The 14,779-nt window shown below is 68.2% G+C and carries 11 protein-coding genes; 2 read left to right on the top strand and 9 right to left on the bottom strand.

All coding sequences use genetic code 11. The features are described from left to right. Positions 1-222: 222 nt before the first annotated feature. The gene (locus F8S13_08260) at positions 223-2,730 is read left to right on the top strand and encodes a hypothetical protein (protein KAB8143881.1); all 2,508 of its coding nucleotides are present in this window, start codon (positions 223-225) and stop codon (positions 2,728-2,730) included. 452 nt (positions 2,731-3,182) lie between these two features. Here F8S13_08260 and F8S13_08255 read toward each other — a convergent pair whose 3' ends face one another. The 7 genes from F8S13_08255 to F8S13_08225 form a co-directional block, all read right to left on the bottom strand. Then, positions 3,183-3,416 carry a DUF2267 domain-containing protein gene (locus F8S13_08255; protein ID KAB8143880.1) on the bottom strand — a complete coding sequence of 78 codons (234 nt, stop codon included), beginning with the start codon at positions 3,414-3,416 and terminating at the stop codon, positions 3,183-3,185. Between the two features lie 589 nt (positions 3,417-4,005). Continuing rightward, entirely contained in the window at positions 4,006-4,656 is a 651-nt protein-coding gene (locus tag F8S13_08250; protein ID KAB8143879.1) for a hypothetical protein, read from the bottom strand. 208 nt (positions 4,657-4,864) lie between these two features. Then, positions 4,865-5,299 carry a hypothetical protein gene (locus F8S13_08245; protein ID KAB8143878.1) on the bottom strand — a complete coding sequence of 145 codons (435 nt, stop codon included), beginning with the start codon at positions 5,297-5,299 and terminating at the stop codon, positions 4,865-4,867. 191 nt (positions 5,300-5,490) lie between these two features. Then, positions 5,491-6,585: a spermidine/putrescine ABC transporter substrate-binding protein gene (locus F8S13_08240; protein KAB8144099.1), complete on the bottom strand. Its 1,095-nt coding sequence runs from the start codon at positions 6,583-6,585 to the stop codon at positions 5,491-5,493. 292 nt (positions 6,586-6,877) lie between these two features. Continuing rightward, positions 6,878-7,750 carry an ABC transporter permease gene (locus F8S13_08235; protein ID KAB8143877.1) on the bottom strand — a complete coding sequence of 291 codons (873 nt, stop codon included), beginning with the start codon at positions 7,748-7,750 and terminating at the stop codon, positions 6,878-6,880. Continuing rightward, complete coding sequence (locus F8S13_08230; protein KAB8144098.1) at positions 7,747-8,604, bottom strand: ABC transporter permease; 858 nt, start codon at positions 8,602-8,604, stop codon at positions 7,747-7,749. Before F8S13_08230 ends, F8S13_08235 begins: the two co-directional genes overlap by 4 nt. 78 nt (positions 8,605-8,682) lie before the next feature. Further along, positions 8,683-9,780 carry an ABC transporter ATP-binding protein gene (locus tag F8S13_08225; GenBank protein KAB8143876.1) on the bottom strand — a complete coding sequence of 366 codons (1,098 nt, stop codon included), beginning with the start codon at positions 9,778-9,780 and terminating at the stop codon, positions 8,683-8,685. 753 nt (positions 9,781-10,533) lie between these two features. Here F8S13_08225 and F8S13_08220 point away from each other — a divergent pair. Further along, entirely contained in the window at positions 10,534-11,463 is a 930-nt protein-coding gene (locus F8S13_08220) for a cytochrome c biogenesis protein CcdA (GenBank protein KAB8143875.1), read from the top strand. A 287-nt stretch (positions 11,464-11,750) separates the two neighbouring features. Here F8S13_08220 and F8S13_08215 read toward each other — a convergent pair whose 3' ends face one another. Both F8S13_08215 and F8S13_08210 read right to left on the bottom strand, forming a co-directional pair. Next, positions 11,751-13,322 (bottom strand): DUF790 family protein, encoded by a 1,572-nt coding sequence (locus F8S13_08215; protein KAB8143874.1) that lies wholly within the window; start codon positions 13,320-13,322, stop codon positions 11,751-11,753. 23 nt (positions 13,323-13,345) lie between these two features. Continuing rightward, positions 13,346-14,683 (bottom strand): DEAD/DEAH box helicase, encoded by a 1,338-nt coding sequence (locus F8S13_08210; protein KAB8143873.1) that lies wholly within the window; start codon positions 14,681-14,683, stop codon positions 13,346-13,348. Between the last annotated feature and the right edge of the window lie 96 nt (positions 14,684-14,779).

The raw sequence follows: 14,779 nt of genomic DNA, 5'->3' as shown, positions 1-14,779 counted from the left end.
GGAAGAAAAACCGTTTTTACTATAAGAGATCTTAGTGTCTTGGTGCCTTGGTGGTGAATCTTCTTGGTGTCTTGGTGCCTTGGTGGTGAATCTTCTTGGTGTCTTGGTGCCTTGGTGGTGAATCTTCTTGGTGTCTTGGTGTCTTGGTGGTGAATCTCCCCAGCGTGCCGTGCTACAATGGCGCTTTTGTGGCACCTGCCTGTTTCTGCACACGATAGATCTATGTCAACATCTACACTTCCCCCAACCCCGCCCGACGAGCGCCCCACCCTGGCGTGGCTGGCGCTGCGCGGTATCGGCGGGGCCATTGCGGCCCTGGTGGTGGCCGCGCTGCTGGCGGGCCGCGCGGGCCTGCCGATCGCCCCCGCGCTGCTGCTGGCCGCCGCCGCGCTGGGGCTGCTGCCCAGCCTGCGCGATCTGGCGCGCGGGCGCTGGCGGGCCGCGCCGGGCGAGCTGGCCACGGCGGCGCTGGCCCTGGCGCTGGTGGGCGGCGTCTCGCTGTGGCTGGCCTGGCCCGCGCTGCTGCCGCTGGGTCGCTCGGTGGATGCCGTGCACCAGTTTCAGCTGGTGGATTGGGTGGCCCGCGAGCAGCGCCTGCCGCCGCTGGACTCGCAGACGCGCGGCCTGATGGGCGAGATGATCGCCTACCCGCCCGGCTTCGCCTTCTTCACCAATGCGCTGGCCGCGCTGGCCCGCACCCCCGCGCTAGAGGCGACCTTCCCGGCGGCGGCGCTGCTGGGCGGGCTGTGCGCGGCGCTGGTCGCGCTGCTGGCCGCGCAGGCTGGCGGCGCCACGGGCTGGCGCGCGCTGCTGGGGCTGGCCGCGCCGCTGCTGCTGCTGGCCCACCGCATGTTCTTCCTGGATGCCTACATCGACCACAGCTACTACGCCCAGATGCTGGGCCTGCTGCTGGTGCTGCTGGTGTGCGCCTGGGCCACCCGCGCCCAGCCCCTGACGCCCTGGGATGCTGCGCAGGCCGGGCTAGCCCTGGCCGCGCTGGAGGCGGCCTACCCGCTGTGGCTGCCGGTGCCCGCCGCCGCGCTGGCCCTGGCCGCGCTGGCCCCCTGGCGCGCTGGCCCGTGGCGGGGCCGCGCCGCCGCGCTGGCCCTGGCGCTCGCGCCCACGCTGGCCCTGGTGCTTGTCGATCTGCCCGCCCGCATGCGCACTGGCCAGCTGGTGCTGGAGCACCAAGGCGTGGTGGCCGACCCCACGCTCCATGGCCTCGCGCCGCTGCTGCTGGCCGCGCCCGCCGCGCTGGTGCTGGCGATCACATCGGCGGGCGGCGCTGGGCTGCCGCGCTGGGCCGCCGCGCTGGGCCGCGTGCCTACGCTGGCCTTGCTGCTGGCGCTGGCCCTGCTGGAGCTAGCGGGGCTGGGCCTGGCCGCACGGCTGGGCCTGGCCGCGCCCTACCACAGCACCAAGATGCTGTTCGTGGCCGTGCCGCTGGGGGCAGCGCTGGTGGGGGCCGCACTCACCCGGTTGGCCGGGCTGCGCGCGCCAATGCGCTGGGCCGCGCCGCTGGGGGCCGCGCTGCTGGTGCTCGCCAGCGCCCCCGGCGCGCTGCCCCTAGCCGCCGAGCACATCCCCACGCCCGACCTGGTGCGGGCCGCCCGCTGGCTGCGCGCCAGCGACCCCAAGGCCGCCGAGAAGGCCGTGCTGGTGGGCGCGCCCGCCGGGCCGATGGCCTACTGGCTCCAGGTGGCGCTGCTGGGCCAGCGGCGCGACCAGGCCGAGGCCGCCATGGCCGCGCTGGCCGCCGCGCCGCCCACCACCGAGGGCTGGGCCATGGACCGCCACCAGCCCAAGGTGGCGGTCTCCACCAGCCTGAGCGCGCCGCCGCCCGGCACCGAGGTGCTGGCCCAGTTCGGCCATGTGGCGGTGCTGCGCCGCGCCAGCCTAGACAGAGAGAGCGCCAACCCGCTGGTGGTGCGCTACAGCTCGCGGCTGGAGGATGGCAGGCTGAAGGCGGCGCTGGAGCTGGTGCACCCGATCTCGGGCACGCTGCCGCTGGCCGAGCTACGCCTGCTGCGCGGGGATGATCTGGTGGCGCGCTACCCGCTGGCCCCGCGCGAGGACGTGAACAAGGATCAGTACCTGGGCGTGGAGATCGACCCCGCGACGCTGGGCGGCTCGGGCTACATCAACGACGACAGCTTCCCCTCCTTCGCGCCGCCCGCCGCCGCGCCCGAGGGCCACATGGAGCTGCGCCTGCGGCTCTCGTTCGACGGGGTGTCGGTGGATGAGCGCACCCTGGCCAGCTTCGACCGCACCCAGGAGGGCCAGCTGCTGAACCTCTCGCCCCACAGCGGCGAGCTGGTCTACCTGCGGCGCGAGGACAGCGCGCCGGTGGCGGCGGCCCACGCCCAATTCGGCGCGGTGCTGGCCCTGGATGGCTGGCAGAGCGCGGGCGTGGCCGAGGGCGCGCTGTCCGTGCGGCTGCGCTGGCACGCCCAGACGCCCATCCGGCGTCCGGTGGCGCTGGAGCTGCGGCTGCTAGATGCCAGCGGGGCCACGGTGGCATCCAGCGCGGGTGCGCCGCAGGGCGGCTTCTACCCGGTGTGGCGCTGGCGGGCCGGGGAGATCGTGGCCGAGACGCGCAGCCTGGCGCTGCCCGCCGACCTGCCCGCCGGGGCCTACACCCTGGCCGTCGCCGCCTTCGACGAGGGCGCGCAGGCCGCGCTGCCGCTGACCGAGGGCAGCGCCACCCTGGGGCAGGTGCGCATCCCCTAGCAGCACAGCGGCACGGTAGAAAAGCGGAGGCGAGGCTGTTTTCGGCCTCGCCTCCGCTCTTTTTGCCCGCACATCGCCGTATTGATCGCTTGCGCAACCAGATTCGGCTACGGTGAGTCGTGCTGCGCCGTGATTGCAGAGCGCTTCAGCTCTTATGCAAGCAGCTTCCACAGCAGCGCCGTATGCATCAGGCGCTTGGCGGCGTGATTTGCCCATGGTGCATGTGGATTCAGCGCTTGCGCGGCGTGCTTCCGCGAACAGATGGGCTTTTCAACACCTAAGCAGCTCGCGCAGCGAGCACAGCACGCCGCCGAAGTCCTCCAGCGCCCCTCTGCCTAGCGCAAGCTACCCGCGAAAAGAAGGCTCGCCGCACCAGCGGGCAAGCCTTCTTTCAAAAGGCAAACAAAAGCCCTGCAAGACACACAAGTCCCACAGGGCCAGCAGCAGGCGAGCTACTTCTTCTCGTCGTCGTCCTTCTTGCCGAAAAGGCCGCCGAGCGCATCCAGCGCCTGGCCCGCCATCGCGCCAAACTGCGGGTTGCTGATGATCGGGTCGATCTGGCCCTTGATCGGCTCCGGCGCACGCTCTTTGATGAAATCGATCACCACCTGCGCGGCCTGGCGCGCCATCTCCGGCGGCAGGCCGGTCTGCGCGCTGATGCGGCTCACAAGCTCTTCCATCCTCATGCCTTTCGTTGCGCGGGGCGTCGGGGCGACACCCAAGAAATACGCTCCGCCATTATCGCCCACAACGGCTGCATCTGACAAGTAGGAACGAGAAAATTCACCACCAACACACTAAGGGAATGCGAAGACCGATTCACCACGAAGACGCGAAGGCATGAAGGGGACGAGAGACCCGTTTACCACCAAGACTCCAAGGCTCCAAGGGAACAAACGGCTTTAAAACGGCGCGGGGCCAGCCCTACCCACCTGGCCCATGCGGCGAAGGTGCCGCTCGTGCGGGCGATGCGATCATTGACGTAGGGGCGGGTTTGGTGCCCGCCCGCGCAGCGCCCATCGTATGCATCCCAGGGGCGTTCGATGACGCCGATGCACGCGAAGCGGATCAGCATCGCCACGCGCCGTTATCATCGGTTGGTGTTCGATGCCTGCGGCGGGCTGCGGTGGGGCGGGCACCAGACCCGCCCCTACGGCTTGGCGGGGCAGCGTGGTCATCGGAACGAGGGCGATGCCGACAATGGTGATCATCGGCAGCCGACCGCGCATGGTTGCCAAAAAGGCCGTGAAGAGGGACACCATGGGGCGATGCCCTTCAGCCGCCAGCGCCGACCGCGCGCTCATAGGCCAGCGCGGCGGCCTGCACGCCCAGCCGGGGGCTGCTGAGGATGGGCACGGCGATGCCCTGGCAGAGCGCCGCCGCGCCCGCCATGGAGGCCTGGGCCAGCACCAGCACATCGGCCTGGGGCGCGGCCTGGGCCAGCTGTGCGGCGATGGCGCGGTGGTACGCCGCCATATCGCCGCGCTCGAAGTGCGCCCACGCGCCCTCGCACAGCAGCTCGGCGATGGCAACCTGGGCGGCGCTGGCCTGGGCCACGCTGGCGATCAGTTCGCGGGTGGGGGCTAGCGTGCTGGCCAGCGCGGCCAGCACCACGATGCGCGGGCCAGCCGCCACCGCCGCCTCGGCCATGGCGCGGTCCACCCGCAGCGCGCCCGCCTCCTCCGCCGCGCCGCCGATGGTGGAGCAGGTGCAGAGCACCAGCGCGGCCCCCTGGGCGGCGGCCTGGGCCACGCGCCGCGCGATCTGGCCGCGCACCTCCGGGGTCAGGCCGTGGGCGCGCGCCGCATCCAGCAGGGCCTCGTCGACCACATGGGCCACGGGGATGTGCGGGGCCAGCTCGGCGGCCAGCCGCCCGAAGGTCTCGATGTGCACGGGCGAGGTGTGCAGGAAGGTGAGATTGGGCATAGCGTTTTCTCCTAGAGAGATTTACCACCAAGACGCCAAGACACCAAGAAAAGAAAACGAATACCATGAAGACGCGAAGGGAACAAATACCACAAAGGCGCGAAGGAACGAAGGTTTTCACCACCAAGACGCCAAGCCACCAAGGGGACAAAAGAGAACGAGTGCCGCGATGGCGCGAAGGGAGGAAAAGGAAAAGAGCGCTGCTGCGCTAGAATGCGCCGACCGCCAGCACTGGCCTGCCAAGACTCTGGGACTGCCGCGCAAAATCGCACATCTCGCCAAGCACAATTGCCAGATCGGGCACAGGCCACGGCTCCAGCTCCTCGTTCTGCTGCCAGAGCGCGGCGACGCTCTCGTGCTCGCTCGGCGCGAGCGAGGCGAGGATCGCCACCAGCTCGGGGCTGACCGCCCAGACAAACGGGCCTTCTTCCGAGCCTTGCAAGAGCAGCTCCGCCCCGTCGCCGACCGCATCCATCGGCAGACCGCGAAGCTGCGCTTCGAGCAGCATCAGATCGATCTCGCCGATATTTTGCAGCGAGAGCCATGGCCAGCCCTCAGGCGGATACTGCTCCTCATCCAGCGATTCGGCGATAGCGGCAGCATCGGCAGGGTCGGCGATCACCCACTCAACAAAAAAGCTCATGGCAGATCCTCTCCAATTATCGCGGGTAGCGGGGGCCTCGCCCCCGCCCATCCGGCGAAGGCGCGGGCGGCGGCACGCTGGCCATGATCACGACCAGCGCGACGAGGCCGCGCCGCACGAGGCGGGCGCACTTCCCCAAAAAGCAAAGCGCGGGGCCGCCCGCAGGCAGCCCCGCGCCGCAATGGGCAGGGCTACTGGCCCTTCACCGCCGACCACAGCGTGCTGAACGCGTCGCTGCCCGTCACCTTGGTGCGCTCTAGGCGCTTGTACATCTCGTCGTTTGGCGCGAAGCCCTGGGCGTAGAGGTCTTGCACCTTCTGCGGCAGCTGCTTGACGGCCTCGGCGTTGGGCGTCAGGTAGTTCACGTACGCGGCGTTCTTGGCCGCCACATCCGGGCGCATGGTGAAGTCGATGAACTTGTGGGCCAGCTCCACGTTGCGCGAGTCCTTCACGATCGCCAGGTTGTCCTGCCACACGATGCCGCCCTCCTTGGGCAGCACCCAGCCGATGTCGTCGCTGCCGGGGAACTCGTCGCCGAGGCCCAGGATGGCCTGGATGGCCATGCCGTTGTAGGCGTGGGCGATCACGTACTCGCCGCTCACCAGCTTGCGGTTCACGTCGTTGGAGTTGTAGGTGGCCAGGTAGGGCTTCTGCTTGATCAGCAGCTCCTGCACCTGCTGGAGCGCCGCCGCGTCGGTCTCGTTCACCGACTTGCCCAGGTAGCGCAGGGCCGCGCCGGGCGTCTCGCGCTCGTCGTCGAGCATGCTCACCTTGCCCTTCACCGCCTCTAGCTTGGCCGTGTCGAACAGGTCGGCCCAGCTATCGGGCGGGGTGGGGTAGGCCTTCTTGCTGTAGGCGATGCCGGTGACGCCGTAGAGGTAGGGCACCGAGTAGCCGTTCTCGGGGTCGAAGTACTGGCCCATGTTCTCGGGCAGAATGTTCTTGAGGTTCGGCAGCTTGCTCTTGTCGAGCGGGGCCAGCAGGTTCTCCTTCACCATGATGTCCACGGCGTAGTCCGAGGGCACCACCACATCGTAGCCGGAGTTGCCGACGCGCACCTTGGCGATCATGTCCTCGTTGGTGTCGAAGGTGTCCAGCACCACCTTGACGCCGTACTCCTGCTCGAACTGCTGCACCACCGCCGGGTCGGTGTAGTCCGACCAGGTGTAGACGTAGAGCGTGCCGCCGCCCGTGGCCGCCGCCCCGCTGGTGGCGGATGTGGCCGCGCCGCCGCTCGCCCCGCCGCACGCGGCCAGGGCCACCGTGGCTGCCAGCAGCAGCCCCATGGAAACAATGCCTCGCTTCAAATTCGGTTCCTCCGTTCATGCCCAGCGCGGGCACACGCAATCTGAGAAGCGCCGTGTGGCGCGAGAGACCATGTTCAGCATACCGCAGCGGCGGGCCAGCCGCCTCGTGCGCAGGTGGGAAGCCAGGGCCGACACGTTCGGCAGCGCGTTTTACCACCAAGACTCCAAGACACCAAGGGGCAAAAGAGAGCAAATCGTCATCATCTCAGCATTGCGCACCCGATCTCGCTCGCTTGGTGTTGCAGAACGCATAGCCCCTGAGCGGGGAAACCTAGCGCTTCTGGCGCTGCACCAGCTGCGAGAGGCCCACCAGCGCCATGGAGAACAGCAGCATCAGCGTGGAGATCGCATTGATCTCGGGCGTGACCGAGCGCTTCACGCGGTTGTAGACCTCGACAGGCAGCAGCAGCGTGCCGGGGCCAGCCACAAACAGGCTGATGATAAAGTCGTCGAGCGAGAGTGTAAATGCAAGCAGCGCGCCGCCGATGATCCCCGGCAGGATGAGCGGGAAGGTCACGCGGCGGAAGGTCTGGAAGCGGCTCGCGCCCAGGTCCATGGCGGCCTCCTCCAGGCGCTGGTCGAAGCCGCGCAGGCTGGTGCGCACCGTCACCACCACGAAGGCCACGCTGAACGTCACGTGCGCGATCACCACCGTGGCCATGCCCTGCTGCATGTGGATGCCGAACAGCGACTCGGCCAGGTTGAAGGCGAAGGCGAAGAACGACAGCAGCGCCACCGCCAGCACGATCTCGGGGATGACGATCGGCAGGTAGAGCAGTGTGTCGGTGGCGCTGCGCCCCCGGAAGCGGTAGCGCTCCATGGCCAGGGCCAGCATGGTGCCCAGCACGGTGGCCACCAGCGTGGAGAGCGTGGCCACCGTGAGGGTGTGGATGGTCGCGTCGATCAGGCGGGTGTTGGACAGCAGCTTCGCGTACCAGTTGAGCGTGAAGCCTGTCCAGCGGATGCCGAACGGGTCGGAGGTGAACGAGAAGATCACCAGCACCACGATCGGCGCGAACAGGTACACGTACATCAGCGCGGCCTCGGCCCCCAGCAGCCAGGTGCGCCACGAGATGCCGCGCTCCTCTAGGCCGGGGGCCTTGTACACGGGCCGCACGTCCGGCGTCGTCTCAGGGTCGCTCATCGGTCATCCTCCGTCGTGCCCCGGAAGTACAGCACAATGATCATGGTCAGGATCAGCATCACCACCACCGCCATGGCCGAGCCGAGCGGCCAGTTCGGCGGGTTGGATCGCAGGAACAGGCGCTGCAGCAGGTTGCCGATGTAGTCGACCTTGGCCCCGCCCAGCAGCTCGGAGACGACGAACTGGCCGATGGTGGGGATGAACACCAGCACCGACCCGGCCACCACGCCCGGCATAGTCAGCGGCAGCATCACGCGCAGGAACGAGCGCCAGCGGTCGGCCCCCAGGTCGGCGGAGGCCTCCAGCAGGCGGAAGTCGAAGCGGTCGAGCGAGGTGTAGATCGGCAGCACCATGAAGGGCAGCTCGCCGTACACCAGGCCGAACAGCGTGGCCCACTCGGTGTAGAGGATCTTCTGCGGGGGCAGCCCGATAGAGCGCAGCGCCATGTTCAGCACGCCGTTCTCGTTCAGGATGATCATCCATGCGTAGGTGCGCACCAGGAAGTTGGTCCAGAACGGCAGCAGCACCAGGAACAGCAGGATGGTGCGCCAGCGGCGCGAGCGCTGGACGATGAAGAGCGCCATGGGGTAGGCCAGCAGCACGGTGATCAGGGTGGTGAGCACGCTGATCACGATGGAGCGCCAGTAGGCGTTGAGGTAGACCGAGCTGGTGAACAGCGTGAGGTAGTTCTTGGTGGTGGTCGCCCACTCCACGCCGCCGAAGCGGCCAGGGGCGAGGAAGCTGTACAGCACAATGATCAGCAGGGGCAGCGCGAAGAACAGCAGCACCCATGCCAGGCCAGGGCTGAGCAGGCCGGTTAGGCGGGCGCGCTCGTTGCGCCGCAGCGCGGCCATGGTCTCGGCCCCGCGCTGCTCGGATGAGGAAACAGACTCTCTTGCCACAGCATATTGCTCCTACACACAGACAGACGGCTACTTGGCCAGCACCAGCGCGTTATCCTCGGGCCACCACAGCCAGCCCTTCTCGCCGGGCTGCCAGTAGGCGCTGCGGTCCAGGGTCGAGCGGTCGTTGGCCTCCCACACGTCGAAGCGCTGCTCGTCGCCCAGGCGCACCACGATCCGGGTGTCGCTGCCGATGTAGGCCACGCGCTGCACCTCCACGGGGAACACGTTCACATCGCGGCTGGGCTGCTCGGTGGTCAGGTAGGCCTTCTCGGGGCGCACCGAGACGGTGACGCGCTGGCCCTGGCTGGCGGCGAAGTCGGCGTAGCCGCGCATCACCAGGCCGTTGGCGGCGCGCACGGCGGCGGCCTGGCCCACCTGCTCGATCACCTCGCCATCCACAAAGTTCGACTCGCCGATGAAGTCGGCCACGAAGCGGCAGTTGGGGCGCTCGTAGATCTCGGTGGGCGTGCCGACCTGGAGCATGCGGCCCTGGTCCATCACCGCGATCCGGTCGGACATGGTCAGCGCCTCCTCCTGGTCGTGGGTCACAAAGATGAAGGTGATACCCAGGCGCTCCTGCAGGCCGCGCAGCTCGAACTGCAGCTCCTTGCGCAGCTGCTCGTCGAGCGCGCCCAGCGGCTCATCCAGCAGCAGCACCTCGGGCTGGTTGATCAGGGCGCGGGCGAGCGCCACGCGCTGCTGCTGCCCGCCCGAGAGCTGGCGGGGGTAGCGCTCGTCGAAGCCGGTGAGTCGCACCATCTCCAGCGCCGCCGTCACGCGGCTGCCGATCTCGGCGCGCGCCACCTTCTTCATCTCCAGCCCGAACGCCACGTTCTGCGCCACCGTCATATGCGGGAACAGCGCGTAGGACTGGAACACCGTGTTCACGTTCCGCCGGTGTGGCGGGGTGGCCCCGATCGAGACGCCGTGCAGCACGATCTCGCCAGCGCTCGGGTAGTCGAACCCGGCGATCATGCGCAGCGTGGTAGTCTTGCCGCAGCCCGACGGCCCGAGCATGGAGAAAAACTCGCCGTCGCGGATCTGCGCGCTCACGTGGTCGACTGCCACGACATCGCCAAAACGCTTGACAACATCGCGCAGTTCGACTGCGGTCCCTTCTTTCAACGCGCCCTCCTCATGCTGCCAGGCAGCAGCGAACACACAAGAACCGCAGGCGGAGCAGGGAACAAAGCGTGCATCGCTTGCAGCTACTTCGTCCGCCGGCGTCCACCTGCGGTTTGTGAACGATCAATTCGTCGGTGTTGCGTGATGTTAAAGCTATCGCCCCGCGTGCGGCGGGAGGATACCCCACATATCAGAGAGAACAGCACCCGCAAGAATGACCACAGTGCAAACAGGGCAGTGGATTCTTGCGCTGATTATTTGCCGTATCAAATTAGGCCCCGATTATACCATATTCATTTTTTGGCGCGGTCTACCCCGGCGCTTGCTTGGCAAATGATGAGCATCGGCGGAGCTAGGGCCTGTACGTTCAGCAAAACATGGTTACCACCAAGACTCCAAGGCTCCAAGAAACAAAAGAAACACCTCCTCCGGCTTCAGCATGGCTCGCGTAAGCTCGATGGGTTGGGGTTGGAAAACGCATAGGCGATGCGACAAGAGGCAAATACATAGCTTTTCATCCCTTCGCGCCTGCGCGTCTTGGTGGTAGACGGTTCCCCTTGCCGTCCTTCGTGCCCTCGCATCTTCGTGGTAAACGGTTCCCGTTCCACACCTTGGTGTCTTGGTGGTAGACGGTTCCCGTTCCACACCTTCGCGTCTTCGTGGTTAAGAAACCTCATCTCCCGCGTATTGTGCTTTTGCTCACAACTGTTCGGGGGTATAATACCGCCGTATACCACATGGAGGAGCCAGACTATGTCCGCAGAACTTCCGCCTTCCGCCCTGCCCACTGCCGAGGCCCCGGCCCCTGCGCGACGCCCGAGCGCCCGCGCCATCGGCATTGGCGCGCTGCTCGCACTAGGGCTGGTGGGGCTGCTCATCCTCAGCCTGGGCAGCGACAGCAGCGTCGCCGGGGGCGGCGGCAGCGTGCTGCTCTTCGCGCCTGCGGCCTTCTTGGCCGGGGTGTTCAGCTTCCTCTCGCCCTGCACACTGCCCATCTTGCCGGCCTACTTCGCCTTCACCTTCCAGGCCCGCCGCGAGCGGATCGTGCTGATGACCGTCTCGTTCTTCCTGGGCCTGGCCACTACCATGGTGGTCCTGGGTACCATCACCTCGGCGATCAGCCAGTTTCTGATCTACCGTGTGGATAAGCTGACCCTGATCGGCGGCGTGATCGTGGTGATCCTGGGGGTGATGAGCTTCTTTGGCAAGGGCTTCACTGGTGTGAAGCTGCTAGACCGGCCCTCGGCCAGCGCCGCCGGGTCGTACCTCTACGGGGCCACCTTCGCGCTGGGCTGGTCGGCCTGCGTCGGCCCCATCCTGGGTGCGCTGTACACCCTCATGGCATCGCAGGGCATTGGCGTGCTGCAGGGCGCGGTGCTGTCGTTCATCTACGCCATGGGCCTGGGCATGCCCCTGATCATCATCGCCACGTTCTTCAGCAAGCTGGGGCGCGGCTCGCGCTTCTGGACCTTCATCCGTGGGCGCGCGTTCGAGATCCCCGTCGGCGGCACCACGATCATGCTGCACACCACCAGCATGGCCAGCGGGCTGCTGCTGATCTTCATGGGCGCGCTGCTGGCCACTGGCCAGATGAGCGTGATCAGCCAGTGGGCCGCTGGCACGCCGCTGGCGCGCTGGGCCTTCGAGATCGAGACCTGGCTGAGCAGCGTGCTTATTCGCTAGATTACTGGGGCTTGTTTGTAGGCACGAAGGCCCAGGAGCGCACCGCTTGCTCGGCTTCAGCTGCTGTCGGCAGAGCCTATACGTTGCATTTCACGCGCTTGTGTGTTCTGCAAAGGATATGCGAGCAACCTTCACAGCATCACAGAGCATGGGGCCGCATGTTGCTATGCGCGAATGAGTGGGCTGGGTAGGCGATGGGGATCGGGCGGCGGCAACAGATCATGTTAGCGCTGCCAAGCCAAACGGGGGCCACAGGCCCCCGTCTTTGTTCAGTAGCTGAACGGTGATTACGCCGCCTGCCGCAGCTCGCCCGCGTCGATCAGCTGGCGTATCTCGCCCAAGTCCTCGGGGGCGCACACGCCCAGGCCGGGCAGCACATGCAGGCCCGCCCCACCCCAGCGCCGCACCGACTCTAGCGCATCGGCGGCGGGGCTGCCCAGCAGTGCGGCCACCTCTTCCAGCCCCACGAAGCCCTCGGCGGCCACCTGGCGCTCTAGGCGCTGCCAGGGCGTCAGCTCGGCGGCGCGGTCGCGGGGGTAGCGGCGGGCTAGCGTGGCCACCAGCGAGGGGATGGCCTCGGCGGGCTGCTGCTCGTAGGTGGCCAGGGGCGCGGGGCTGCTGCGCAGGCGCTCGGCGGCGCTGCCGGGCACCACGGCCAGGGCCTGGGCGCGGCTGCCCAGCTGGCCCAGGTCGCGGGCCAGCGCCTCGGTGGCGGCGCGCCCGGCGGTGAGGCACAGCGCCAGCCGCTCGCCGCCGCGCACCAGAGCGAAGTCGGGCACCACCACGCCGCCCGCGCCGATCAGCGGCTCCGGGTCGCGCCGCAGCCGCCAGCCGTCGGTGCGCCCGCGCACATAGGCCCGGCCCCAGGCCTTGCGGAACAGCTCGATCGCATCCTCCTCCCACGGCTCGCTGGCGTCCGGCTCCAGCCGCGCGGCCACCCCCAGCACATCCAGCACGCGCCGATCGATCTTCAGCAGTAGCGACTGCCCGCCCATGTGGATGGCGGCCTCGCCGTCGGCGAGGCTGTCGGGGTGGGCGGCCAGCAGCCGCAGCAGCACGCGCACCACGCGCCGCCCGGTGCGCAGCCAGCTGCCCATGGCGTCGCGCTGGCCGTGCAGCACCAGCTCCACGCTCTCGTCGAACAGCGTGCGCACCGCGCCGACGGTGTAGCGCACGCGGTAGCGCCGCGCCAGGTTGTGGGCGCTGCGCACGATGTTCCAGATCGGGCCGCGCAGGCGCAGGCGCAGCTGCTCGGTGTGGCAGAGCGCGGTCTCCAGCGAGTGGTAGTTGTAGCGGGCCACGATCTCGTCGGCGGTGGGCGCGGGGCCCTGCCGCACCAGCACGCGCTCGCCCTCGCTGTCGAGGGTCAGGCCCAGCTCAAGCTGCGCGGCGGTGAAGCCCAGCGCCGCGCCCCGGGCCTCGGCTACCTCGGCGGCGAACTGGGCGCACAGCAGATCGAGCGCCTCGGGGCGCTGCGCGGGCAGCAGGAAGCCGTGGTAGCGCCCGTTGGCCAGGCCGTAGAGCCTGGCGCGCAGGTCGGCGGGGGTGCGCAGGCCGATGGCCCACAGCAGCTGCGCGGCCTCCGGCCCGAAGGCATCGGCGAACGAGCGCTCGCGCCACACGTAGCTGCGCCCCAGGCAGGCCACCAGGCCGCGCGCCAGCTTGGCGTCGCCGAAGAACTCCAGCAGGGTGTCGGCCTCGAAGGTGGCGCGGCGCTTGCCGACCATGCGCTCGTAGTAGGCGATGGCGTAGCTGATCGCGGCGGTGTAGCGCTCGTCGCGGATCTGGTAGGGGTAGATCTGGCGCGCGCCATCGCTGCGGCGCGTGGTCTTCTTGAACTCGGATGTGGTAAATGCCATTGGTTTCACCTAGGAGCAGGGCGCTACGCGCCGCCCTGGATAGTGCGCTTGCCCTTGGGGGCGCTGCCCTGCCGCCGCTTGCGCGACGCGCCCACCTCGCTGGTGTTGCGGGTCACCAGCTCGTACAGCACGGCCTCGCTCTGCTTGGGGCGGATGACGCGCCCGAGCCGCTGGATGTGCTCGCGGGCGGTGCTGTTGCCGCTCAGCACGATCGCCACGTTGGCGTCGGGCACATCCACACCCTCGTTCAGCACGCGGCCCGCCACCAGCTTGGAGTAGGCACCGCTGCGGAAGGCTTGGAGCGCGCGCTTGCGCTCATCCGCCGCAGTGCGGTAGGTGATCGAGGGCAGCGCCAGCTCGCGGCTGACGGTGTCGACCAGCAGGTTGTACTCGGAGAAGACCAGCACCTTGTCGTTCTGGTGCTTGGCCAGCAGGTCGGCCAGCACGCCCAGCTTGGCCTCGGCGTTCAGGGCGATCATGCGGGCCTGGTGGTGGGCGCGCAGGGCCGCGCGGGCGGCGGGGTCGCTCCCCGAGCGGCGGATCAGCTCGCCGAAGAAGTCGCCGCCGCGCGAGAGCATGGCGCGGTTCTGGGCCACGAACCACTTCCACTCGGTCATCAGCACGCCGTAACGCAGCGCCTCCTCGGGCTGCATGTCGACGTAGATGCGCTTCTCTTTGAACTTGGCGAGGTGGCCCTGCTCGGAAAGCTCCTGGGGGGTGCGCGAGTAGACCGCCGGCCCCAGCAGGCGGTCGAGCGCGCCCTCCGCGCCGTCGCTGCGGTCGGGCGTGGCGGTGACGCCTAGGCGGTAGGGCGCGCCGCAGCGCTTGGGGATGGTGCTATAGGATGGTGAGGGGAGGTGGTGGGCCTCGTCGCAGATCAGCAGGCCAGTGCCCGCGATCGGGGCATCGGGCATGGCCGCCGAGGCGTAGGTGATGATCGTGATCGGGCGCAGCTCCTTGCGGCCATCGCCCACCACGCCCACCTTGGCGGGCGCGACGCCCAGCCGCTCGATCACGGCGTCGCGCCACTGGTAGAGCAGCTCGATGGTGGGCACCACGATCAGGGTCTGGAGCTTCAGCTTCTCGATCGCCATCAGGGCCAGCACGGTCTTGCCCGCGCCGGTGGGCAGCACCACCACGCCCTGCCCATTTCGCCCTAGCCATGCAGCCAGAGCCTCTTCCTGATAGGCACGCGGCGTAAGCGCCAGCTTCGCTCGAAACCCACCAGATAGCTCGCTGTCGTCTGCTGCTGCCTGCGTCGTGTCGGCTGCCGTCGATCCGTCGTCCAACGTCGCATCAAGTAGTCCATCTTCGGCCTCTTCAAGCTCAGCAAACAGCTGTTCAAAGTTTCTCTGCTGCATCTTCTCACCGTCGCATTCGTGCTACAAGAGCGCGAGATGACAAGATGGCAACATTCTGCCGCCTTGCGCATGCCCAACGCCTATGGTCGTGATCCG

Source organism: Chloroflexia bacterium SDU3-3, assembly GCA_009268125.1.
GTDB lineage: Bacteria > Chloroflexota > Chloroflexia > Chloroflexales > Roseiflexaceae > SDU3-3.
The sequence above is the reverse complement of the archived record's forward strand: the minus strand, read 5'-3'. Positions and strand labels throughout refer to the sequence as shown.

Bases quoted from the DNA above. Each gene is read 5' to 3' on its own strand.
- F8S13_08260 (KAB8143881.1), top strand. From the start codon at position 223: ATGTCAACATCTACACTTCCCCCAACCCCGCCCGACGAGCGCCCCACC.
- F8S13_08255 (KAB8143880.1), bottom strand. From the start codon at position 3,416: ATGAGGATGGAAGAGCTTGTGAGCCGCATCAGCGCGCAGACCGGCCTG.
- F8S13_08250 (KAB8143879.1), bottom strand. From the start codon at position 4,656: ATGCCCAATCTCACCTTCCTGCACACCTCGCCCGTGCACATCGAGACC.
- F8S13_08245 (KAB8143878.1), bottom strand. From the start codon at position 5,299: ATGAGCTTTTTTGTTGAGTGGGTGATCGCCGACCCTGCCGATGCTGCC.
- F8S13_08240 (KAB8144099.1), bottom strand. From the start codon at position 6,585: ATGGGGCTGCTGCTGGCAGCCACGGTGGCCCTGGCCGCGTGCGGCGGG.
- F8S13_08235 (KAB8143877.1), bottom strand. From the start codon at position 7,750: ATGAGCGACCCTGAGACGACGCCGGACGTGCGGCCCGTGTACAAGGCC.
- F8S13_08230 (KAB8144098.1), bottom strand. From the start codon at position 8,604: ATGGCCGCGCTGCGGCGCAACGAGCGCGCCCGCCTAACCGGCCTGCTC.
- F8S13_08220 (KAB8143875.1), top strand. From the start codon at position 10,534: ATGTCCGCAGAACTTCCGCCTTCCGCCCTGCCCACTGCCGAGGCCCCG.
- F8S13_08215 (KAB8143874.1), bottom strand. From the start codon at position 13,322: ATGGCATTTACCACATCCGAGTTCAAGAAGACCACGCGCCGCAGCGAT.
- F8S13_08210 (KAB8143873.1), bottom strand. From the start codon at position 14,683: ATGCAGCAGAGAAACTTTGAACAGCTGTTTGCTGAGCTTGAAGAGGCC.